The organism is Mycobacterium basiliense, assembly GCF_900292015.1.
Classification (GTDB): Bacteria; Actinomycetota; Actinomycetes; order Mycobacteriales; family Mycobacteriaceae; genus Mycobacterium; species Mycobacterium basiliense.
The window spans coordinates 5,314,168-5,337,248 of the sequence record NZ_LR130759.1 but is presented as its reverse complement, the minus strand read 5'-3'; the positions used below and the strand labels follow the sequence as shown (position 1 = coordinate 5,337,248).

5 protein-coding genes and 3 pseudogenes are annotated in these 23,081 nt (G+C 75.7%); 3 read left to right on the top strand and 5 right to left on the bottom strand.

The features are described 5' to 3' along the window. Nucleotides 1-149 precede the first annotated feature (149 nt). Both MB901379_RS24900 and MB901379_RS22665 read left to right on the top strand, forming a co-directional pair. Nucleotides 150-299, top strand: coding sequence for a hypothetical protein (locus MB901379_RS24900; RefSeq protein WP_232021939.1), 150 nt, complete (start codon nt 150-152; stop codon nt 297-299). Further along, nucleotides 287-823 (top strand): annotated as a pseudogene (locus tag MB901379_RS22665) (esterase); the annotation flags it as partial. The gene MB901379_RS24900 and the pseudogene MB901379_RS22665, both read left to right, overlap by 13 nt. On the opposite strand, the gene MB901379_RS22660 reads toward MB901379_RS22665, so the two are convergent. The 4 genes and pseudogenes from MB901379_RS22660 to MB901379_RS22650 all read right to left on the bottom strand — a co-directional run bounded on the left by MB901379_RS22660 (nt 820) and on the right by MB901379_RS22650 (nt 14,229). Next, the gene (locus MB901379_RS22660; RefSeq protein WP_158018647.1) at nt 820-1,878 is read right to left on the bottom strand and encodes an NAD(P)H-dependent amine dehydrogenase family protein; all 1,059 of its coding nucleotides are present in this window, start codon (nt 1,876-1,878) and stop codon (nt 820-822) included. The pseudogene MB901379_RS22665 and the gene MB901379_RS22660 overlap by 4 nt on opposite strands. 295 nt (nt 1,879-2,173) lie before the next feature. Further along, nucleotides 2,174-9,130, bottom strand: a complete 6,957-nt coding sequence (locus MB901379_RS25470) for a PE family protein (RefSeq protein ID WP_232021938.1) — start codon at nt 9,128-9,130, stop codon at nt 2,174-2,176. A gap of 71 nt (nt 9,131-9,201) precedes the next feature. Further along, nucleotides 9,202-9,681, bottom strand: a pseudogene (locus MB901379_RS25465) (PE family protein); the annotation flags it as partial. Nucleotides 9,682-10,293: 612 nt separating this feature from the next. Beyond that, the gene (locus tag MB901379_RS22650; protein WP_158018646.1) at nt 10,294-14,229 is read right to left on the bottom strand and encodes a PE family protein; all 3,936 of its coding nucleotides are present in this window, start codon (nt 14,227-14,229) and stop codon (nt 10,294-10,296) included. A 684-nt stretch (nt 14,230-14,913) separates the two neighbouring features. Between MB901379_RS22650 and MB901379_RS23925 the strand changes: the two are divergent. Then, a pseudogene (locus MB901379_RS23925) lies at nt 14,914-15,130 on the top strand (IS1380 family transposase); the annotation flags it as partial. Nucleotides 15,131-15,269: 139 nt separating this feature from the next. On the opposite strand, the gene MB901379_RS22645 reads toward MB901379_RS23925, so the two are convergent. Beyond that, on the bottom strand, nt 15,270-23,048 hold the full coding sequence (locus tag MB901379_RS22645) for a PE family protein (RefSeq protein WP_158018645.1): 7,779 nt from the start codon (nt 23,046-23,048) through the stop codon (nt 15,270-15,272). Between the last annotated feature and the right edge of the window lie 33 nt (nt 23,049-23,081).

Here is a 23,081-nt window from a genome sequence, read left to right as displayed (position 1 = left end):
GCTCCTCATTACTGAGCGGTAATCGTTGCTGCAGCGAATACCCGATAGCGAGGGAGCGTGAAACCTCTACATTTGAGGCCTCGGCCCGCCGGACTCTGTGCTGATAATGTCGATTTTGTGATGGCCCCGGAAGCATCGGGTCCGAAACCGTGACAAAGACCGCCCTTCTGGTTACCGGCGATGGTTTGCCACGCGGTGTATCCGGTGCTGCCGATCCGCACTTTTTCAGCGCCCTCACGATCTTTGCCCGACTTTCCCCGGGCGGCGATTCGGTGGGGGAGCGCCCGCGCAGGTTCTGATGCCGCAGTCCAAGCTGGCCAACCCGATTTTCAATGTCATCGCGCCGCGGGTCGCCGGTCTGGCGTTCTCCGGCGGCTTTGGCGCGATGTACTTCCCTGGCGTGAAGTCCCTTGTGCAAGGCGATACTTCGTTCCAGGACGGCGAAGTCCCAGGCGCCAACGGCGTGGTGACCGGGCGCGGCCTGGCCAAAATGTATGCCGCACTGGCCAACGACGGCCATCTCGGCTACCACGAATCACCAGTTCCCGGTTTACTCAACGGCTTTGGCCATGTCGGATTGGGTGGCACGTTGGGCTGGGCAGACCCGGAGACCGCAAGCTCATTCGGTTACGTGCACAATCGGTTGCTGACGCCGCTGTTGTTCGACATGGGGTCGTTCGCGGGCCTGGTGCGTCCGTTGCGCAACGCTATCCGGGCCGCCCGCCGCCACGGCTTCTTCGAAGTGCCCGAGTTTGGCGCGAACTACCCCAAACCCGCTCGCCAACAGGTGGTTTCCGAGCATGCCGCCGTCGGGGACGGCTAGCGCCGTGGAACCACGCCCCGGGGAACTGTCAGCGGTAGGTCGTTGTAGGTGACGATGCCAGGCTGGGCGGCAACGACCGCGGGGATCGAGTTGATGGTGGGCATGGCGGTCATGATGTGCCCAAGCATCATAAAGTCGGCAATCGTCTCCGCCTCGAAATAGGGCGGCGGCAGAAAGCTCACCGTGGTGGTCACCGTCGGCCGTCCGTCGACCTTGATGACCCAGCCGTCTTGGTCGATCCTCCAGTCTGGCTCAAGCGTTTGCCCCTTACGCCACCGGACGTTGAGCTCGACGAGGGTTCGGTGGCCTAGCACTCCCTGCCAGCTCGCCGCCACGCCGGCCACGCAGCCCGCGGGAATGCTCCACGACCCGAGGTTGAGTTCGGCGGTGGTTTGCGCGTATTCGGCCTCGCAGTGCACGTCGTCGAGCTCGAGGCCGAGCGCGTCGGCGATCAACCGGACCGCTTCGCCGAAGATGGCCGTGCCCACGGCGGTCATGGCCTGCAGCTCGGGGTGGTCGATCGGCTGGCCGAAGCCGACCGGCCGCTCGGTCGCGGGGGAGTCGTAGAACGTGGTGTCGGCGGCCTCGTTGACGGTGACCTTGTCGACACGGTTGCAGACCATCGTCGACACGATGGCCAACAGCTCGGCGAAGCCGGGACTGACGCCGGACCCGAAGATCGTCGACCCGCCCTGGTGGCAGGCATCCAGAATGCGATCGCGACCGGGGCCCAGGTTGTGTCCGGTGATGAAGGCGGCCGTGGTCACCACGTTGACGCCCGCGGAGAGGATGCGGACCAGCTCGTCGACGTCGATCCACATCGGGTTGTAGACCACGCAGTCCGGTTTCAGGGCCAGCAGCGCGTCGGTGTCGTTGCTGGCGGTCACCCCTAACGGGGCGATGCCGCAGAGATCGCCGGCGTCACGGCCGACCTTCTGCGGCGACCAGGCATAGCAGCCGACCAGTTGCAGCGCGGGGTGGGCGGCGATGGCTTGCAGTGAGCTTTTGCCGACGTTTCCGGTGGTCCATTGCACCACCCGATAGTTGTTTGGCACTCGCTCAGCATAGGTACAGTGCCGGCCCCGCCGACAGTGCGTCTTTGCCGAACCGGCGTGCGAGGGGATCGCTTGGTCGGCCAATCTCGGCGCCCATCAACTCTTCGGCATGGGCGGCTGCCGAGGCCGGTGGGCGGTGATGCTGTCGCTACTCGTCCCGCCGAGGCTGCCGTTGCCGCCCTGGCCCCTGAGGACGATCGCCGTCCCTGGCCGGCTATCGGCGGCAGCTCGGTTCCGGTGGTCTGGCCCGTTAACTCAAAGACGCTGTGCATGCCGCCGATCCGCCTACTGTGGCTCACGGAAACGGTTGTACGACGTAATTTCCGAGTTCTCCATCGTTGCCGTCCCTGCCGCCGCTGCCGGCGGTGCCGTCGGGGTTGCCGCCGGCCCCGCCGCTACCCCCGCTGCCGGCACTGCCGCCATAGCCGGGGGGTGCACCATCGCCGCCGGTTCCGCCGTTGCCGCCGAATCCGCCGTCGCCGCCGGTACCGCCAGGGACCCCGGGGGCGGTGCTAGTGCCGCCGGTCCCGCCGGTGCCGCCGAATCCGCCGTCGCCGCCGGTGCCGCCGTCGCCGCTGCCTTTGCCATGACCGCCGGCCCCGCCGGCGCCGCCGGAGCCGCCGTAACCACCGTCGGCGCCGACCCCGTTGCTGCCGATCCCGCCTTGCCCGCCCTGGCCGCCGGTGCCGCCCTGGCCGCCTATGCCGCCGTTGAAGTTGACGTCGCCGAACCCACCGGCTCCACCGGCGCCGCCGGTGCCGCCGCCACCACCTTTACCTCCGCTGCCAGGCGCTCCGAGGCCGGAACCAGCGTCGCCGCCCGCGCCGCCTTTCCCGCCGGTGCCGCCGGTGCCGCCGGTGCCGCCATCGCCGCCGTCACCGTTCACGCCCGTTAGGCCGTAGCCGCCGGCACCGCCGTTGCCGCCTTGGCCCCCGTTGCCGTTGGTTCCGCCGACACCTGCGTCGCCACCAGCTCCACCTGCGCCGCCATTGCCGCCGGTGCCGCCTTGAAAGATTTCAAAGCTGTAGCTGCCGCGGCCGCCTTGACCGCCGACGCCACCCTCGCCGCCGATGCCGGCATTACCGACGGCGCCGCCGTTGCCGCCGCTGCCGCCGGCACCCGCAGCGCCGCCGGCTCCACCGGCGCCGCCATCACCACCACTACGGGCGATGCCGCTCGCATTGGCGCCTACGCCGCCGTAGCCGCCTTTGCCGCCGTTGCCACCGGTGCCGCCGTCGGCGCTGATGCCGTCGCTGCTTAGGCCGCCTTGGCCGCCTTGGCCACCCTTGCCGCCGACTCCGCCGGCGCCACCGGCGTTGCTGGTCTGCGGTTCACCGAATCCGCCGTTGCCGCCCGTGCCGCCATTACCGCCGGTGCCCGCGGCGCCGCCGGTGCCGGCGTCGCCGAGCCCGGTGCCCGCGTTGCCGCCGTTGCCGCCTGTGCCGCCGTTGCCGCCGGTACCGCCGACACCTTCCAGGGTTCCGCTAGCCGCGTATCCGCCGGTTCCGCCGGTGCCACCGGCTCCGCCGTCGCCGTTGGTACCGCCGAGGCCCGCGTTACCGCCGTCGCCGCCGTCGCCGCCGCGGCCGCCGTCATCGCCCGCGTCGGCCGCGAAAGGGCCGCCGGCTCTACCGGTGCCGCCGTTGCCGCCTCGGCCGCCGTCGCCGGCGTTGCCGGCGTTGCCCACGACTCCGCCATTGCTGGCCGCACCGCCGTCGCCGGCATCACCACCGGCTCCACCGGTCCCTCCGGAGCCGCCGGTCGCCACCGTGCCGGTCCCACCGTTACCGCCACGACCGCCGACTCCACCGTCGCCACCTTGGCCGCCGCTGGTGCCTGCGCCGGTGCTATCGGTGCCGCCGAGTCCGCCGGTGCCACCATCGCCGCCTTTGCCGCCTTGACCGCCGATGGAGTCGTTACCGGCGGCACCGCCGTTCCCGCCGGCCCCGCCATGGCCGCCGCTGCCCGCTGCGCCCGCTGCACCGGTTGCGCCGATGCCGGTGCCGGCGTTCCCGCCGTTGCCGCCGTTCCCGCCGTCGCCGCCGTCGCCGCCCACCGCGCCATCGGCGCCGAAGCCGTTCTCACCGGCCTGGCCGTACCCGCCGTTGCCGCCTGTCCCGCCGGCGCCGCCGGCGCCATTGGTGCCGCCGGTGCCCGCGTTGCCGCCGTTGCCGCCGTTACCGCCAGCGCCGCCGGCAAAGCCCGCATCGCCGAGTTGGGCGCCGTACTCGCCGGCGCCCCCGTTGCCTCCGTTGCCGCCGCGGCCGCCGGTGCCGGCGTTGCCGGTGTTTCCGCCCACGCCGCCGGCGCCGCCCGAGCCAGCGTCACCCCCGTTGCCGCCGTTGCCGCCATCACCGCCGTCTGAGACGATCCCGTCTCCGCCCGCGCCGCCGTTGCCGCCGATGCCGCCGTCTCCGCCGGTGCCGCCGTCTGCGCTGATGCCGTCGCTGCTCGTCCCGCCGAGGCCGCCCTGGCCGCCTTGGCCGCCGTTGCCGCCCCTGCCGCCGTTGAAATTCTCGACGCCGGCCCCGCCGGTACCGCCGGTGCCACCGATGCCACCGGTGCCCGCGGCGCCGCCGTCGCCGACTCCGCCAGCGCCGCTGCCGGCGTTGCCGCCGTTGCCGCCGATACCGCCGTTGCCGCCGTTGCCGCCGGTTCCGCCGTCGGGACTTTGACGGATGCCGTCGACACCGGCACCGCCGTTGCCGCCGGTACCGCCGGTACCGCCGGTGCCGCCGGTGCCGTTGGTGCCGCCGGCGCCCGCATCGCCGCCGTTACCGCCGTCGCCGCCGGCTCCGCCGGCAAATCCGGTGCCTACGCCGGTGCCGCCAGCGCCGCCGGTGCCGCCAGCGCCGCCGTCGCCGGCAACGCCCGCATTGCCGGCGTTGCCGCCGTTGCCGCCGGCCCCACCGACGCCCGCGTCGCCCCCGGTACCGCCAGCGCCGCCGGTGCCGCCGTCGTCGTAGGTGCCGGTGCCGCCGTGGCCGCCTTGGCCGCCGGTGCCGCCGTCGCCGCCGGTGCCACCGTCGGCGCTGATGCCGCTGCTGTCCAGCCCGCCGAGGCCGCCGTGGCCGCCTTGGCCGCCGGTGCCGCCTTGGCCGCCGGTCCAGCCCGTGCTGTCGCCGAGGCCGGCGGCGCCGCCGGTACCTCCGGCCCCGCCGGATCCACCGTTACCGGCTGCGCCGCCGTTGCTGAGTTCGCCGGCGCCGAAACCGGCGTTGCCGCCGTTGCCGCCGTCTCCGCCGGTGCCGCCGGTGCCGCCGGTGCCGCCGTCGGAGGAGGCTTTGCCGTCCAGTCCGGCCGGGCCGGTGGCGCCATTTCCGCCGTCACCGCCGGCGCCGCCGGCGCCATTGATGCCGCCAACGTCCGCGTTACCGCCATTGCCGCCTTCGCCGCCCTGGCCGCCGGCGAAGCCAGCGTTCGTCATGCCGCTACCGCTGCCGTCGCCGCCATGACCGCCGCGGCCCCCGTCGCCGCCGTTGCCCGCGTTGCCTGGAGTAGCGCCGGATCCGCCGGCCCCGGCGTGACCACCGGCACCGCCGGTGCCGCCGTCGCCGGCCGGACCCGTGGTGCCCGCACCGCCGCTACCCCCGGCACCGCCGATCCCGCCGTTACCGCCGGCGCCGCCGGCAAGGTTGCTTCCGACGGTGCTCGCCCCACCGTTGCCACCTTGGCCGCCGACGCCGCCATTACCACCGTCGAAGTTGTCGCCGCCATCCCCGCCTTCAAAGGCGTTCCCGCCGTTCCCGCCGGCTCCGCCGCTGGCAGCCGCTCCGGCTCCGTTACCAGCGTTCCCGCCGGCCCCGCCAGTTCCGCCCATGCCGCCGTCGCCGCCGCTCTTGGCGAAGCCAGCCGCACTGCCGCCACCGCCGCCCTGGCCGCCGCGACCGCCGGCCCCGCCGGTGCCATTGGTTCCGCCGGCGCCGGCGTCACCGCCGTGTCCGCCCGCTCCGCCGTCGCCTCCGTCGAAGCCGTCATTGCCACCGTGGCCGAAGCTGCCGCTGCCGCCGTGTCCGCCCGCTCCGCCGTCGCCGCCGATACCGGCGTCGCCAGCAATACCGCCATTGCCCCCACCGCCGCCATCGCCGGCCGCGCCTCCGTTACCGCCGGCGCCGCCGTCGGTGCCGTCGCTGCCCAGGCCCGAATTTCCGTCGCCGCCCTCGCCGCCCTGGCCGCCGTTGCCGCCGATGCCGCCGTCCGCGTTGATGCCGTCGCTGCTCATCCCGCCCAGACCGCCTTGGCCGCCCTGACCGCCATCCCCGCCCTGGCCGCCGCCGTCGCCGCCGGTGCCGCCGTTGCCGCCGGTGCCGCCCGTGCCGGCCGCACCGCCGCTGCCGTTGGCGCCTAGGCCGGTGCCGGCGTTGCCGCCAGCACCGCCGGTGCCACCGGTGCCGCCGTTACCGCCGCCGCCGCCGGTGGCCCCGACACTGTCTGCGCCGGGAGCGCCGGCCCCGCCGGCCCCTCCTTGACCGCCGGCTCCGCCGCTGCCGTTAGTGCCACCGAAGCCAGCGTCGCCGCCGGCCCCGCCGGCCCCGCCGTTGCCGCCGCCGGTGCCGTCGCCGCCGGTCCCGCCGGGACCCGCGGGCGATCCCGCGCTGCCGACTCCACCAGTACCTCCCTGGCCACCGGTACCTCCGGTGCCGGCGTTGCCGGCGATACCGCCGTTTCCACCGCTGCCTCCGGCTCCGGCCTGGCCCCCAGCGCCGCCGGTGCCGCCGTCACCGCCGGCGCTATCGAACCCCGCACCACCGGCGCCGCCTCGACCGCCGGTGCCCCCGGTGCCGCCGGTGCCTCCGTCGGCCCTGACCCCGCTACTACTCAAGCCTCCTTGACCGCCAGTGCCGCCGGCTCCTCCCGCGCCGCCTTGGCCGCCGGTACGGGTGACTTGACCGGAGCCACCGGTACCGCCAGCGCCGCCGGTACCGCCGGTGCCCGCCGCGCCACCGGCGCCGTCTGCGCCGGCTCCGGCTCCCGCGTCGCCGCCGGTCCCACCTTGGCCGCCGTTACCGCCGGTGCCGCCGTTGGCTCCGAAGCCGTCCGCCGCCGCGGCGCCCTGGCCGCCGGTTCCGCCGATACCGCCGGCGCCGCCGGCGCCGTTGATGCCGCTGGCGGCTGCGCTGCCGCCGGCGCCGCCCTGGCCGCCTTGTCCGCCGGCAAACCCGGCCAGTCCCGCGCTGAGTCCATCGCCGCCGGTTCCGCCCTGGCCGCCGGTGCCGCCGGTGCCGCCGGTACCCGCATCGCCGACGGCGCCCGTGCTGCCGCCGGTGCCGCCGGTGCCGGCGGCGCCGCCTGCTCCGCCGGCGCCTGCTTGGCCGCCGGTGCCGCCGGTGCCGCCGGTGCCGCCGATGTCGGTGGCGCTGTCTTTGCCGGTGCCGCCGGTGCCGCCGGTGCCGCCGGTGCCGCCGGTCCCGCCCGCGCCGCCGGAGCCGTTGGTGCCGCCGGCGCCGGTGTCTCCGCCTTGGCCGCCCTGGCCGCCTTGGCCGCCGGTGAACCCGATTTCGCCGGTGCCGCCCGTGCCGTCGGCTCCGGCCGCGCCCTGACCGCCCTGGCCTCCCTGACCGCCGGTGCCGCCGGTGCCGCCGGTACCCGCATCGCCGACGGCGCCCGTGCTGCCGCCGGTGCCGCCGGTGCCGGCGGCGCCGCCTGCTCCGCCGGCGCCTGCTTGGCCGCCGGTGCCGCCGGTGCCGCCGGTGCCGCCGATGCCGGCGGCGCTGTCTTTGCCGGTGCCGCCGGTGCCGCCGGTGCCGCCGGTGCCGCCGGTCCCGCCCGCGCCGCCGGAGCCGTTGGTGCCGCCGGCGCCGGTGTCTCCGCCTTGGCCGCCCTGGCCGCCTTGGCCGCCGGTGAACCCGATTTCGCCGGTGCCGCCCGTGCCGTCGGCTCCGGCCGCGCCCTGACCGCCCTGGCCTCCCTGACCGCCGGTGCCGCCGGTGCCGCCGGTACCCGCATCGCCGACGGCGCCCGTGCTGCCGCCGGTGCCGCCGGTGCCGGCGGCGCCGCCTGCTCCGCCGGCGCCTGCTTGGCCGCCGGTGCCGCCGGTGCCGCCGGTGCCGCCGATGCCAGTGGCGCTGTCTTCGCCGGTGCCGCCGGTGCCGCCGGTGCCGCCGGTGCCGCCGGTCCCGCCCGCGCCGCCGGAGCCGTTGGTGCCGCCGGCGCCGGTGTCTCCGCCTTGGCCGCCCTGGCCGCCTTGGCCGCCGGTGAACCCGATTTCGCCGGTGCCGCCCGTGCCGTCGGCTCCGGCCGCGCCCTGACCGCCCTGGCCTCCCTGACCGCCGGTGCCGCCGGTGCCGCCGGTACCCGCATCGCCGACGGCGCCCGTGCTGCCGCCGGTGCCGCCGGTGCCGGCGGCGCCGCCTGCTCCGCCGGCGCCTGCTTGGCCGCCGGTGCCGCCGGTGCCGCCGGTGCCGCCGATGCCGGTGGCGCTGTCTTCGCCGGTCCCGCCGGTGCCGCCGGTACCGCCCCGACCGCCGACTCCGCCGCTACCCCCGGAACCGTTGGTGCCGCCGGCCGCGGCGTTACCGCCCTGCCCGCCGGTCCCGCCGGCGCCGCCGGCGAATCCGACACCACCGGTAGCGCCGCGGCCGTCGGCCGCGTCCATACCAGCCGATCCGGCCCCACCGGCACCACCTTGGCCGCCGGTGCCGCCGGTACCTGCCACACCGGCGGCGCCGCTGGAGCTAAGCAGTTGGCCAGCACCGCCCGCGCCTCCGGCGCCAGCTTGGCCACCGGTGCCACCGTCGCCTCCCGTGCCACCGACTCCGCCGAGCCCGGCGGCCGCTCCGTCTGCGCCTGCACCGCCGATCCCACCGACTCCGCCGGCGCCGCCGAACCCGCCTTGGCCGCCGGATCCAAGTAGCAGCGCGCCGCGGCCACCGACGCCGCCGTTACCGCCGGTGCCTCCGGTGCCGCCGGTATCGCCGAGCGCCGCACCCGCGCTGCCCGCCCCACCCGCGCCACCGGCCCCGCCGGCGCCACCGGCCCCTCCGGGCGCGAGCCAGCCGCCGTCACCGCCGGCGCCGCCAGTACCTCCGGTGCCCCCGGTTGCGCCGTCGGCGCCCGCGTCCAAACCGGCGCCGCCGGCCCCACCGGCACCGCCAGCGCCGAACAACAACTGGGCCCGGCCCCCGGCCCCGCCGGCGCCCCCGCCGTAACCGCCGGCGCCGCCGTCCCCACCGCCACCCCACAGCAACCCGCCGGCCCCACCAGCACCCCCGGTCCCCCCACCGAACCCACCGGTGCCGCCAGCACCACCCACACCGAAGAGCCACCCCCCGGCCCCCCGGCCCCACCCGTGGCCCCGCCGGTTCCCCCGGCCCCCCCGGTGCCGCCGTTGCCCCACAAACCGGCGGCACCGCCGGCGCCACCGGCCTGCCCCGGCGCCCCAGCGGCACCATTCCCGCCGCTGCCGAACAACAACCCACCCGGCCCGCCAGCTTCACCCGGGATCGTCGCGTTGACGCCGTCACCGATCAGCGGTCGCCCCAGCACGGCCTGAGTAGGCCCATTAATCAGACCGAACAACAACTGGTCAACGCTGGCGGCCTCGGCCGACGCATACGACTCCGCACCCACCCGCAACGTCTGCACAAACTGCTCATGAAAAGCCGCCGTCTGCGCGCTGACCGCCTGATACTCCAACCCGAACCCATTGAACAGCGCGGCAATCCGTGCCGAGACCTCGTCGGCGCCCGCAGCCAACATCTCCGTCGTCGAGCCCACCACCGCCTCATTGGCAGCGCCAACTGCCGATCCCACGGCCGTCAAATCCTCGGCCGCCGCAGCCACGACCTGCGGCGAGATCAACATGAACGACATCGAGCCTCCGTACCGAAATGAACATGGCCCAGCCAGCACTCCCATTGCTGACCTAGCACATAGTTGATGTGGTGATTGATCTGGATGCTAATGCTCGCCGGCTCTGCCCGCAGGGCTTTGTTGACATCTGACAAACTTGACCGGTATGGCCCGCCAGGCCCGCGGGGGATCCTGCACGACCCGAGGCCGGGGTCGGCGGTGGTTTGTGCCGGCTGGCTGCGCAGCTCACGTCGGCGAGTTCGACGCCGAGTACATCGGCGATCAACCGGACCGTTTCTCCGAAGGTCGCTGTTCCCTGGTCTGCCTTCGCCGGCAGCTCGGGGTGGTCGATGGGCTAGTCGAAGCCCACTGGTCGCTCGTCGACGGGGACTCGTAGAACCTCGTAGGACCTGGTGTCGGCCGCCTCGATGACGGTGATCTTGCCGACTCGGTTGCCGACCATCGCCGACCCAATGGCCACAACTCGGCGAAACCGGGCCTGGCTTCCGCCGCCGGCGCAACGCCGATAAACGCCGCATGACCAGGCTAATCCCACGGTTCGACCGCGTTGTATCGACGCACGTCGCCTGCCAGGGCTGAACGCGCGATGATCGGGATTCGTCGTCAGGTGTTACCCGGGCCACCTGGCCCGCCGCCGCCGCCGATGCTGCCGCCACCGCCAGCGCCACCGTCGTTGCCGCTAGGGCCGCCGCCCGGGCCGCCATCTTGACCGGCGGCACCCGGCTGCCCCGGCCCATGGAGACCAGTGCCGCCATGACCACCGGTGCCGCCGTCGCCGCCGTCGCCGCCGAAGCCGCCGAGCCCGGAGCCGCTTCCGGTGCCGCCTGTGCCGCCGTGTCCGCCCATGCCGCCTTGGCCACCGTCGCCGCCGCCCAGACCCTTGCCCGCACCGCCACCGCCGCCCTGCCCGCCCATACCGCCTTGCCCGCCGACTCCGCCGGTGCCGTTGCCGCCGCCGGCATTGCCACCGGTCCCCCCGGCGCCGCCTTGTCCGCCGATGCCACCGGCACCACCCTGGGCAGCGTCGTCGTCCTTGCCGGTAGCGCCGACGCCGCCGGCTCCGCCGGCTCCGCCGGCTCCGCCCGAACCGCCGTCGGTTCCGCTGCCGCCGGTGCCACCGGCGCCGGCCTCGCCACCAGCTCCGCCGACGCCATCGTTCGCGGTGCCGCTGGCGCCGCCCGTTCCCCCGGTGCCGCCGATGCCACCGGTTCCGCCGTCGCCGCCGCCAAGGCCGTCTATGCCGGCGCCGCCCACTCCGCCGGCGCCGCCTTCGCCGCCCATTCCGCCGGGGCCCGGGGCTGAGAGACCACCGGCGGAGCCGGTGCCGCCCTGTCCGCCGCGTCCGCCGGTGCCTCCGGTGCCGCCCGTGCCGTTGATCCCGTCAGCGGCGCCGTCGGTGCCGCTGCCGGCCGCGCCTGCTGCGCCTCCCGCGCCGCCTTGACCGCCGGAAGCGCCAGCGCCTCCCGTGGTGTCGGTGTTGGTGCCGCCGGTGCCGCCGGTGCCGCCCGTGCCGCCGTTTCCGCCGTTTCCGCCTTGGCCGCCGCCGACGCCGCCGATACCGATGCCGCCGGCGCCACCTGTGCCCCCGGCGCCGCCCTGGCCGCCCTGGCTTCCCGGGGTGGGTGTATCTGAGCTCGTGCCGATGGCGCCGGTGCTGCCGGTGCCGCCGGTGCCGCCGGCGCCGCCGGTGCCGCCGGTGCCTATGTTTCCGACCGCGCCGCCGTCGGTGCCGCTACCGGCCGCGCCCGCCGCGCCTCCAGCGCCGCCTTGACCGCCGGCGGCACCGTCGCCGCTGCTACCAGTGTTGGTGCCACCGGTGCCTCCGACACCGCCGGTGCCGCCGTTGCCGCCGGCGCCGCCGGCGCCGCCGCCTTGGCCGTTGATACCTGCACCTCCCGAACCGCCCGCACCACCGGCGCCGCCGGAGCCTCCAGTGCCGCCGGGGGTGGGGGTGGGATCCGAGACACCTTGAGTGCCGATTTGGCCGGCGCCGCCGGCACCGCCGGTGCCGCCCTGCCCGCCGGTGCCGTTGGCGCCGTTGGCGCCGCCGTCGGTCCCGCTGCCTGCCGAGCCGGCGGTGCCGCCGATGCCGCCTTGGCCGCCGTCAGCACCGTTGCCGCCGCCGATCCCGCCGAGCACGGTGCCGCCTTGGCCACCGGTGCCGCCTTGGCCGCCGGTGCCGCCGGTGCCACCGTTGCCACCGTTGAGGCCGTCGATACCGGCGCCGCCGTCGCCTCCGGTGCCTCCGGTGCCGCCTTGGCCGCCGGTGCCGCCGGCGGTGGGGCTGGTGGAGTTGGTGCCCTCGGTGCCGGTGGCTCCGGTGCCGCCGCTGCCGCCGTCACCGCCGTGGCCGCCGTGGCCGATGAGCCCGATGGCGCCGCCGTCGGTGCCGTGACCGGCGGCTCCTGCGGTGCCGCCGGTACCGCCCTGGCCGCCATTGGCGCCGGCGCCGCCGGTAGTGCCGGTGTTAGTACCGCCGACGCCTCCGGTGCCGCCGGCGCCGCCGGTGCCGCCGGTGCCGCCGGTGCCGCCGCCGAAGCCACCGATGCCGGCTCCTCCAGTGCCGCCGGCGCCTCCAGCACCGCCTTGACCTCCTTGAGTGCCTGCGGTGGGTGAGTCGGGATCGTCGACACCAGCGGCGCCGTCGCCGCCGGTGCCGCCGTCCCCGCCGGTGCCTCCGGTGCCGCCGGTGCCGTGCTGGCCGTTGGAGCCGCCGTCGGTGCCGCTGCCGGCGGCTCCCGCGCCGCCTCCGGTGCCGCCTTGGCCGCCGGCAGCACCGTCACCACCGCCGGTGCCGGTGTTGGCACCGCCGTGGCCGCCAGTGCCGCCGGCACCGCCGGTGCCGCCGTGGCCGCCGTTGCCGCCGTTGAGGCCATCGATGCCGGCCCCGCCTGCGCCGCCGGCCCCGCCGCCACCGCCTTGGCCGCCTTGGCTGCCTTGGCTGGGTGTGGTTGCGTCGGTTCCCGGGGTGCCGGTGCCTCCGATGCCGCCGTTACCGCCGTTACCGCCGTTGCCGCCGTGGCCGATGAGTCCGATGGCGCCGCCGTCGGTGCCGTGGCCGGCGGCTCCTGCAGTGCCTCCGGTGCCGCCAGCCCCGCCGTCGGCACCAGCGCCGCCAGAGGTACCGGTGTTGGTGCCGCCGGTGCCGCCGTCCCCGCCGGTGCCGCCGACGCCGCCGGTGCCGCCGGTGCCGCCGCCGACACCGCCGATACCGGATCCGCCGGTACCCCCTTGGCCGCCGGAGCCGCCTTGGCCGCCTTGGCCGCCGATAGTGGGGGACTGCGAACTGCCGCCGGTGGTGCCGGTACCGCCCGTCCCGCCAGCGCCGCCGCCCCCGCCGATCCCGCCGGCGCCGATGCTGCCGCCGCGGCCACCGCTTCCTGCGGCACCGGCGGCGCCTCCGGTACCGCCTTGTCCGCCGCTGCCGCCCATGAAGGCGCCGGTGTCGCCGATGCCTCCGTCCCCGCCGGTGCCGCCGCCGCCACCGGTGCCGCCGCTGCCGTTCACACCGCTTAGTCCGAAAGGCGACCCGGCGCCGCCGGCCCCGCCGGCTCCCGCGTTGCCGCCGGTGCCCCCCGCCCCGCCGGTACCGCCTGTGGTCTGGTAGCCCACTCCACTACCGCCGGCCCCGCCATCGCCGCCGAGTCCGCCGGCTCCGCCGTCACCGCCGGCTCCGCCCACACTGAACAGCCCGGGAAGTCCTGAGGCGGCCCCGCCGGACCCGCCGGCCCCACCGTTGCCGCCGGCCATGCCGGTGGCGCCGGCGCCTCCGGCGGGAGCACCTGGAGCGCCTGCGCCGCCCGCCCCACCGGCCCCGCCCGCCCCGCCGGCCCCGCCGATTAGCCCCGGCCCGCCCGCGCCTCCGGTGCCGCCCGACCCGCCGACTTGTCCTACCGCCCCGGCCCCACCGGCCCCACCGGCCCCGCCGGCCCCACCCGACCCGCTAAGCAACCCGCCGGCGCCGCCGGGCCCGCCATTGCCGCCGGACTGACCGGGGGCTCCGATGCCGCCGGCGCCGCCGTGGCCGCCGTTGCCGATCAGTCCGGCCGCTCCACCGGCCCCACCGGCCTGACCGGGCGCCCCCGAGCCACCGTTACCGCCGTTGCCGTACAAGATCCCCCCGGCTCCGCCGTTAGCGCCGGTGCCGTCGACCCCGTTGGCCCCGTTGCCGATCAGTGGCCGTGCCAGCAATGCGTTTGTGGGGGCGTTGATGATCGCTAACAGGTGGCGTTCAAGGATTTGCAGCGGCGAGGCGTTGGCCGCTTCGGCGGCGCCGTATACGTTCTGGCTGCCGGCCAATGCCTGCACGAACTGGGCATGAAACTGCCCCATCTGTGTGCTCAGCGCCTGATACTCCTGGGCATAGCTGCCGAACAACCGAGCAATCGCCGCGGAGACCTCGTCCTGGCCGGCGGCCACCAGCTGGATCGTCGAAGCCGCCGCCGCTGCATTCGCCGCCTCGATCGTCGACCCGAGTCCGGTTAAACTCTCCGACGCTGCCAGCAGCGCCTCCGGCATGACAACAACAAAAGACGCCATTTTCCGACCCCTATCCAGCGCTACAACGAAGCAGGAACTGCGGGGAATATTACAAGTGTCGTTACTCAGATTCGGCGAAATTTGTTGAGAAAATATTAACCAAATCGATCAAATTAATAACTGACCGACTGACTATTTATTGTTTCAATAGTTCGCGCTATTGGGACCTCCTGGAACGCGCCGGTATCACGGGCATCATTAGGTGACCGGTTGGCTATCTAGTCGACCCGGCGATGCGTTGGAAGCTGCCGATTCGCAGGCCTCTCGCGGTGCCGCCACCGCGTTGGACCCGCAGATGCAGCAGCTGAGGGCGGCCGTTTCGCGCGGCGTAGCTGCCCGACGCTCGAAGAGAATTCTGGTCCCGAACCGGCTCAGTTTCGCCGTACGGCCCGACGACAACGCGAGTGGTCCGGTGTCGGATCGGATTTCCACGCGTCGATGTGCGGCGGTTGAATCGCTGATCCGCCGATGGTAGTAATAGGTGCATCCACAATCGGGCATCTTAGACAGATTGTTGGCTAATAACATTCCGGCTGTTAGTGCCTGAAATCTACCGAACGATGCGGTAACGCTCGTGCGCAAAATTACGCGGGTTGGGGGCGAGCGGTCACAGCTCATTTACGCGCCCGCCGCTGCGGGCCTTCGCTTGACCGCCCCGAGATCGGTGCGGGGAAGCCTGCCGGGTTGCTGCGAGCCGATCTGGTCACCTGGTGCCGGCTCATCAGATTCAGCAGCCACCCCGACCCGACCCGCGCCGAGGTCGCCAGCTTATGGAGTCCTGCACGTCCCAGCCCACATCACCCGCGGCGCCCGCCGCACCCGACTACACATCGACGCCACCTGGCGATCGGCCGTAGCCATCGCTACCGCATGGCAACGCGCCCGCACCGCCTTCGGTTGACTAACAGCCCATCTGGCCGACCAAGCACGAAAGCACCGGCCCCGGGCAAGCCCGCCACTCCGGGGACACGGGGCGTCCCAACACGTGCTAGACCACACAAACCCGCATCACACGTACCCATCGCCGAGTTCGACCGACATCACCCTCGGCGAAAAATTGAGGTTAGTGTTCCCAGGCCGCCGGCCCCGGTTGCTAACCCTTCAAACTGGTCCGTTTCACTCGGCGGTACTGTCGCCGCAACCGGCAACATAGGTGGTGGGCTGAACAAGCTTCCGGATGCCGTACCGGGGCCTCCGTTGCCTCCGCTGCCGCCTTGTCCGCCCGGCGCGCCGGCGCCGCCGGCTTGGCCGCTAGGGGGGCTGCCTTGGCTGCCGCCGTCGCCAGGGGCTCCGGGTAGTCCTTGGCCACCGGGGCCGTTGCCTCCGGTGCCTCCAATGCCTCCGGTGCCACCCGAGCCGCCGGAGCCGCCTGTACCACTGCCTACGCCGTTCCCGCCGGAGCCGCCTGCGCCGCCTGTGCCGGCCAGCCCGCCGTTGCCACCCCCGATAGCGCCTTTGCCTGCACCGCCCTGTCCACCGTCGCCACCATTACCGCCTTGGCCGCCATCTCCTCCGTTGCCGTTGCCCAAATTGCTGCCACCGTTGCCGCCGATGCCGCCCGCGCCACCTTGCCCGCCCGCGCCGCCGTCACCGGCAGGACCCTGGCCGCTGCTGGCGCCGCCCTGGCCGCCGTTGCCACCCACGCCCCCGCTCCCGCCGGCGCCGCCAGTCAGGCCGGGTACGCCGAGACCGCCCTGTCCGCCGTTGCCGCCCAGACCGCCTTGGCCCCCTTGGCCGGCGGTTCCGTTGCCGCCGCTGGTGCCGCCAGTTCCGCCGTTGCCGCCGTCGCCACCTGGGCCGCCCGGTGTTGGGTTTTCGTCGCGGTTGCCGCCGGTTCCGCCCTCGCCGCCTTGGCCGCCATTTCCACCGTTACCGGCGTCGCCCGTTTCCGAATTGCCGCCGCTACCGCCTTGTCCGCCGTTGCCGCCGCTGCCTGCGTAGCCGACCTTCGTTCCAGCGTCGCTGCCGCTGCCGCCGGCGCCGCCTTGACCGCCATTTCCGCCGATACCGATACCGCTACCTTGTCCGCCGGTGCCGCCCTCGCCGCCTTGGCCGCCATTTCCGCCGTCACTGACGTCGGTTGCGATCCCGCCGGTGCCTGCAGCGCCACCGGTGCCGCCATCGCCACCTGAGCCGCCATCGGTGCCGTTGCCGCCCGCTCCGCCAGTACCGCCGACACCGCCAGTACCTGAACCCAGTGGGGCATCGCCAGCGGCGCCACCTTGGCCACCCTGTCCGCCTGCGCCGCCTTGGCCGCCGGTACCGCCGCCGTTGCCGGCGATACCTGCGCCGCCGGCTCCGCCTTGTCCGCCGTTACCGCCGTTGCCGCCACTTTGGGCGGGTTGAGAAATACTGCCGGACTCGCCGAAGGCGCCATCGCCGCCGGTGCCGCCTTGGCCGCCGGTCCCTCCGGTGCCGTTGTTTCCGTTGGTGCCGCCGTCGGTTCCGCTGCCGCCAAGACCTGCGTTGCCGCCGGTACCACCGTCGCCTCCGGTGGCACCGTCTTCGCCGTCGCCGCCAGTGTTGTTGCCGCCGTGGCCGCCGGTGCCGCCAGTGCCGCCGTTGCCGCCTTGTCCGCCGTTACCGCCGCCGATGCCGTTGATTCCGGTGCCGCCCTGTCCGCCTTGTCCGCCTGGGCCGCCGTTGCCGCCGGTACCGCCGTTGCCCGGTGTGAGGCCGTTGGCGCCGAGGGGGCCGGTACCGCCGTGGCCTCCGGTTCCTCCAGTTCCTCCGGTGCCGCCGGTTCCGTTGGTACCGCCATCGGTGCCGGTGCCGAGAGTGCCGCCGTTGCCGCCGGTGCCGCCGGCACCGCCGTTGGCGCCGGTGCTGCCGGTGCTGCCGGTGTTGTTGCCGCCGGTGCCGCCATTGCCGGCGGTGCCGCCAGTGCCGCCGTTGCCGCCGGCGCCGCCGGCGATGCCGTTGATTCCGGTGCCGCCTTGCCCGCCTTGTCCGCCCGTGCCGCCGTTGCCGCCGGTGCCGCCGACGCCGGGTGTGAGGCCGTCGGCGCCAGCGGGGCCGGCGCCGCCCGTGCCGCCGGTGCCGCCGTTGCCTCCTTGGCCGCCGTTGCCATGGGTGCCGCCGTCCGTACCGCTGCCTGCGGTGCCGCCGGTACCGCCCGCGCCGCCATCGCCTCCGTCACCGCCGTTGCCGCCAGTGGAGCCGGTGTTGGTACCGCCAGGTCCCGCAATCCCGCCGTTGCCGCCGGCGCCGCCTTGGCCGCCGTTGCCGCCGCCGATGCCGTTGATTCCTGCGCCGCCAGCACCGCCTGCGCCGCCGATGCCGCCTTGCCCGCCTTGGCCACCCGTTTCAGGTGAGATGCCGCTGTCGCCGGGGGTGCCGTTGCCGCCGTTGCCGCCGTTGCCGCCGTTGCCGCCGTTGCCGCCGGCGCCGTTGGCGCCGCCAGCGCCGCCGTCGGTGCCGCTACCGGCCGCTCCTGCAGCACCGCCGGTGCCACCGTGACCACCGTCAGCGCCTTTACCGCCGGTGGTGCCGGTGTTGCTGCCGCCCGCTCCGCCGTCCCCGCCATTGCCGCCAGTGCCGCCTTGGCCGCCGTCGCCGCCTCCGGTGGCGTCGATGCCGGTGCCGCCTGCGCCGCCTGCGCCGCCGGTCCCGCCTTGGCCACCTTGAGTTCCCGAGGTGGGTGAGTTGGGGTCATCGGCGCCATCGGCGCCGTGGCCGCCATCGCCACCGGAACCGCCCGTGCCGCCTTGCCCGCCGGTGCCGTTGGTGCCGTTGTGGTTGCCGTCGGTGCCGGTGCCGCCGGTGCCAGCGGCTCCGCCTTGTCCGCCAGCGCCTCCAACGGCGCCGTCTGCGGCGAATTGGCCTTGGCCGCCGGTGCCGCCGTGACCGCCGGTGCCGCCGCTACCGCCTTGGCCGCCGGCGCCCCCACCGGAGGCGGCAATGCCGGCCCCGCCGGCGCCGCCGGTGCCGCCGGTGCCGCCGGTGCCGCCGGCGGTTGGCGAGCTGGAACTCGTCCCGGTGCCGCCGGTGCCTCCAGTGCCTCCGGTACCTCCGTCTCCGCCGCCGCCGCCGGTGCCGTGCGCGCCACCATCGGTGCCATGGCCAGCTGAGCCCCCGGTGCCTCCGGCGCCGCCTTGACCTCCGCCCGCACCCGTGCCACCGGAGGATCCGTGGCCGCCGTCGCCGCCGGTGCCGCCGTTGCCGCCTTGGCCGCCGTTGCCGCCTTGGCCGCCGTTGCCGCCCTGGCCTCCGTTGATCCCGTCGATGCCAGCTCCGCCGGTGCCGCCGGTGCCGCCTTGGCCGCCGTTGCCGCCTTGGCCGCCTAGGTGTGCTGGGGCGGGAACGCTGGGGTCGTCGGTGCCGGTGGTGCCGACGCCGCCGTTGCCGCCTTGGCCGCCATTGCCGCCGGTGCCGCCGTTGCCGATGAGCCCGATGACACCGCCGTCGGTGCCGTGGCCGGCAGCTCCAGCGGTACCCCCGGTGCCGCCTGCGCCACCGTCAGCGCCCGCACCGCCGGTGGTGCCGGTATTTGTGCCTCCGGTCCCTCCGGTGCCGCCGTCACCGCCGGTGCCGCCGTTGCCTCCGGCGCCGCCGCCAACACCGCCGATACCGGCTCCACCGGCTCCACCGGCCCCCCCGGTGCCGCCTTGACCACCTTGAGTGCCTGAGGTGGGTGAGTTGGGATCATCGATGCCGGTTCCGCCTTGGCCGCCGGTGCCGCCGGTGCCGCCGTTGCCTCCTTGTCCGCCGGTGCCGTTGGTGCCGTTGGCGCCGCCGTCGGTGCCGGATCCGGGTGTTCCGGCGGTGCCGCCTTGTCCGCCTTGTCCGCCGTTGGCGCCGTCGCCGCCATTGGCGCCGTTGTTTGCGGAGGTTCCGGTGCCGCCGGTTCCTCCGTCGCCGCCGGTGCCGCCGGTGCCGCCTTGGCCGCCGGCCCCGCCGCCGATGCCGTTGATGCCGGCTCCGCCGTTACCGCCTTGGCCGCCGCCGCCGCCGTGTCCGCCGGTGCCGCCGGGGGTGGGTGGGGCGGTGGGGGTGCCGTCGGTGCCGGTGGTGCCGGTGGCGCCGTGGCCGCCGGTGCCGCCTTGTCCGCCGACGCCTCCGGTGCCGTGGGTGCCGTTGGTGGCGCCGTCGGTGCCGGCCCCGCCGGCTCCGGCCGTGCCGCCGGTGCCGCCTTGTCCGCCGTTGGCGCCGTCTCCGCCATTGGCGCCGTTGTTTGCGGAGGTTCCGGTGCCGCCGGTTCCTCCGGTGCCGCCGGTGCCGCCGTTGCCGCCTTGGCCGCCGGCCCCGCCGCCGATGCCGTTGATGCCGGCTCCGCCGTTACCGCCTTGGCCGCCGCCGCCGCCGTGTCCGCCGGTGCCGCCGGGGGTGGGGGTGGAGCCGCTGGTGCCGGTGGTGCCGGTGGCGCCGTGGCCGCCGTTGCCGCCGGTGCCGCCTTGGCCGCCGGTGCCGTGGGTGCCGTTGGTGGCGCCGTCGGTGCCGGCCCCGCCGGCTCCGGCCGTGCCGCCGGTGCCGCCTTGTCCGCCGTTGGCGCCGTCTCCGCCGTTGGCGGCGGTTCCGCCGGTGCCGCCGGTGCCGCCGGTGCCTCCCGTACCGCCGGCCCCGCCGGCCCCGCCGCCGATGCCGTTGATGCCGGCTCCGCCGTTGCCTCCGGTGCCGCCGGTGCCGCCTTGGCCGCCGGTGCCGCCGGGGGTGGGGGTGGAGCCGCTGGTGCCGGTGGTGCCGGTGGCGCCGTGGCCGCCGTTGCCGCCGGTGCCGCCTTGGCCGCCGGTGCCGTGGGTGCCGTTGGTGGCGCCGTCGGTGCCGAGCCCGGCCGCTCCGGCCGTGCCGCCGGTGCCGCCTTGTCCGCCGGCGGCTCCGGTGCCGCCGTTGGCGCCAGTGTTTGAACCGCCGGTGCCGCCGGTACCGCCGGTGCCTCCCGTACCGCCGGCCCCGCCGGCCCCGCCGCCGATGCCGTCGATGCCGGCTCCGCCGTTACCGCCTTGGCCGCCGGTGCCGCCTTGGCCGCCTTGGGCGCCCGCGACGGGGGCTAGGGGATCGTTGGACCCGTCCATGCCTGCGCCGCCATTGCCGCCGGTGCCGCCTCGGCCGCCGATGCCTCCGGTGCCGTGGGTGCCGTTGGTGGCGCCGTCGGTGCCGGCCCCGCCGGCTCCGGCCGTGCCGCCGGTGCCGCCTTGTCCGCCGGCGGCTCCGGTGCCGCCGCTGGTGTTGGTGTTGGTGCCGCCGACCCCGCCTTGGCCGCCGGTGCCGCCGGTGCCGCCTTGGCCGCCGGCCCCGCCGCCGATGCCGTCGATGCCGGCTCCACCGGTCCCGCCGGCGCCGCCGTTGCCGCCGTGGCCGCCGGTGCCGCCGGCGGTGGGGGTGGAGCTGCTGGTGCCAGTGGTGCCGGTGGCGCCGGTGCCGCCGTTGCCGCCTTGGCCGCCGGCGCCTCCGGTGCCGTGGGTGCCGTTGGTGGCGCCGTCGGTGCCGACCCCGCCGGCTCCGGCCGTGCCGCCGGTGCCGCCCTGGCCGCCGGCGGCGCCGTCACCGCCGCCGCTGGTGGCGTTGTTGGTTCCTCCGGTTCCTCCGGTTCCTCCGGTGCCGCCGATCCCGCCGGCCCCGCCGGCCCCGCCGCCGATGCCGTCGATACCGGCTCCACCAGTGCCGCCTTGGCCGCCGGCGCCGCCGTGGCCGCCTTGGCCGCCGGCGGTGGGGGTGGAGCTGCTGGTGCCGATGGTGCCGGTGGCGCCGTTGCCGCCGATCCCGCCTTGGCCGCCGACCCCTCCGGTGCCGTGGGTGCCGTTGGTGGCGCCGTCGGTGCCGACCCCGCCGGCCCCGGCCGTGCCGCCGGTGCCCCCGACGCCACCAGCAGCACCGGCCCCACCGGCGGTGCCGGTGTTATCGCCGCCGTAACCGCCGACCCCGCCAGCCCCGCCGACCCCGCCGGCCCCGCCGGCCCCGCCGCCGACACCGCCGATACCGGCCCCACCGGTCCCACCGGCGCCGCCGGCCCCGCCGTGACCGCCTTGACCGCCGGCGGTGGGGGTGGGGGTGCTGGCGCCGACCGCACCGAAACCGCCGGCCCCGCCGGTGCCGCCGGTGCCGCCGTGGCCGCCGGTGCCGTTGGCGCCGTTGGTGGCGCCGTCGGTGCCTTGGCCCGCGGCTCCAGCCGCTCCGCCGGTGCCGCCTTGGCCGCCGGCGGCTCCGGTGCCGCCGCTGTCGCCGGTGTTGGTGCCCCCACTGCCACCGATACCGCCGGTGCCCCCCGTACCGCCGGTGCCGCCGGCCCCGCCGCCGACACCGCCGATACCGGCTCCACCGGCCCCGCCTTGGCCGCCGGCGCCGCCGGTGCCGCCGGTGTCGCCGGCGGTGGGGGTGTTGGGGTCGGTGAGGCCGGCCTGCCCGGCCCCACCCTGTCCGCCGTGTCCGCCGTGTCCGCCGAGTCCGCCGACCCCGTTGGCGCCGGCGCGGCCTCCGGTTCCCGCGACACCGGCGGCCCCGCCCGCGCCGCCCTGCCCACCGGCGCCTCCGGAGAGAGCGCCGGTGTCGCCGTGCCCGCCGGTGCCCCCGGCACCACCCCCGCCACCGATACCGCCGCTGCCGTTAACCCCGCTAAGCCCCAACAGTCCGGCGGACCCGCCGGCTCCGCCGGACCCGCCAGCCCCACCAGCGGCGCCCTCACCGCCGGCACCGCCGGCCATTCCCAGACCGATCCCGCTGCCGCCGGCGCCGCCGCCACCACCGGCCCCACCGGCCCCGCCACCGCCACCGGCCCCACCCGCGCTGAACAACCCGCCCATACCCAGCCAGCCCGTAGCGGCCCCACCCGCGCCACCGACTCCGCCATGACCGCCGGTACTGCCCGCCCCGCCGGACCCGCCCCCCAACCCGGCCTCACCGATGGCTCCGGCCCCGCCCTGACCCCCGGCCCCGCCGTCACCGCCGGCCCAGCCGAATAGCGCACGGGTCAGGCCCCCGGCCCCGCCGGCCCCGCCGTCACCGCCGGCCTGACCCGCCGCGCCGGCCCCGCCCTCACCACCGGCCCCGCCGGCACCACCAAACCCACCCATAAGGCCTCCGGCCCCACCACCACCACCGGTACCACCGGCCTGACCCAAACCCCCGGCCCCACCGCCACCACCAGCCCCGCCATCACCCCACAACCAGCCCCCAGCGCCACCAACACCCCCGCCCGCGCCCGTCCCGCCCGCTCCGCCGACCCCACCATTGCCGATCAACCCCGCGGCCCCACCAACCCCACCCTGAGCACCAACACCCCCGACCCCGCCGGCCCCGCCATTGCCGACCCACCAACCGCCCCGGCCCCCGGCCCCCCCAACCTCGCCAGCGCCCCCAGCCCCGCCGACCCCGCCGTTGCCGATCAACCCCGCGGCCCCACCAGCCCCACCGGCTTGCCCCGGCGCCCCTGACCCCCCAGCCCCGCCGTTGCCGATCAACAACCCCCCGGCCCCGCCGGGCTGGCCACTACCGGGTGCACCGTTAGCGCCATCCCCGATTAACCCGCGCCCCCACAACGCATACGCCGGCGCATTGACCACACCCAGCACCTGCTGCTCAAAGGCCTGCAACGGCCCCACACCGGCCGCCTCGGCCAGCCCATAACCTTGCCCACTGCCGATCAACGACTCCACGAACCGCGCATGAAACTGACCCGCCCGCACACTAAGGAGCTGATACTGCTGGGCATAACCGCCGAACAACTGCGCGATCGCCACCGACACCTCATCACCACCAGCGGCCAACACCTGCGTAGTCGCCCGCGCCGCCGCCGCATTCGCCTCACTAATCGCCGATCCAATCCCGGCCAAACTCCCCGACGCCGACACCAACACCTCAGGCGAAACAACAACAAAAGACGACATCTCCACACTCCAAATCAACCGGGCGGCGAAGTC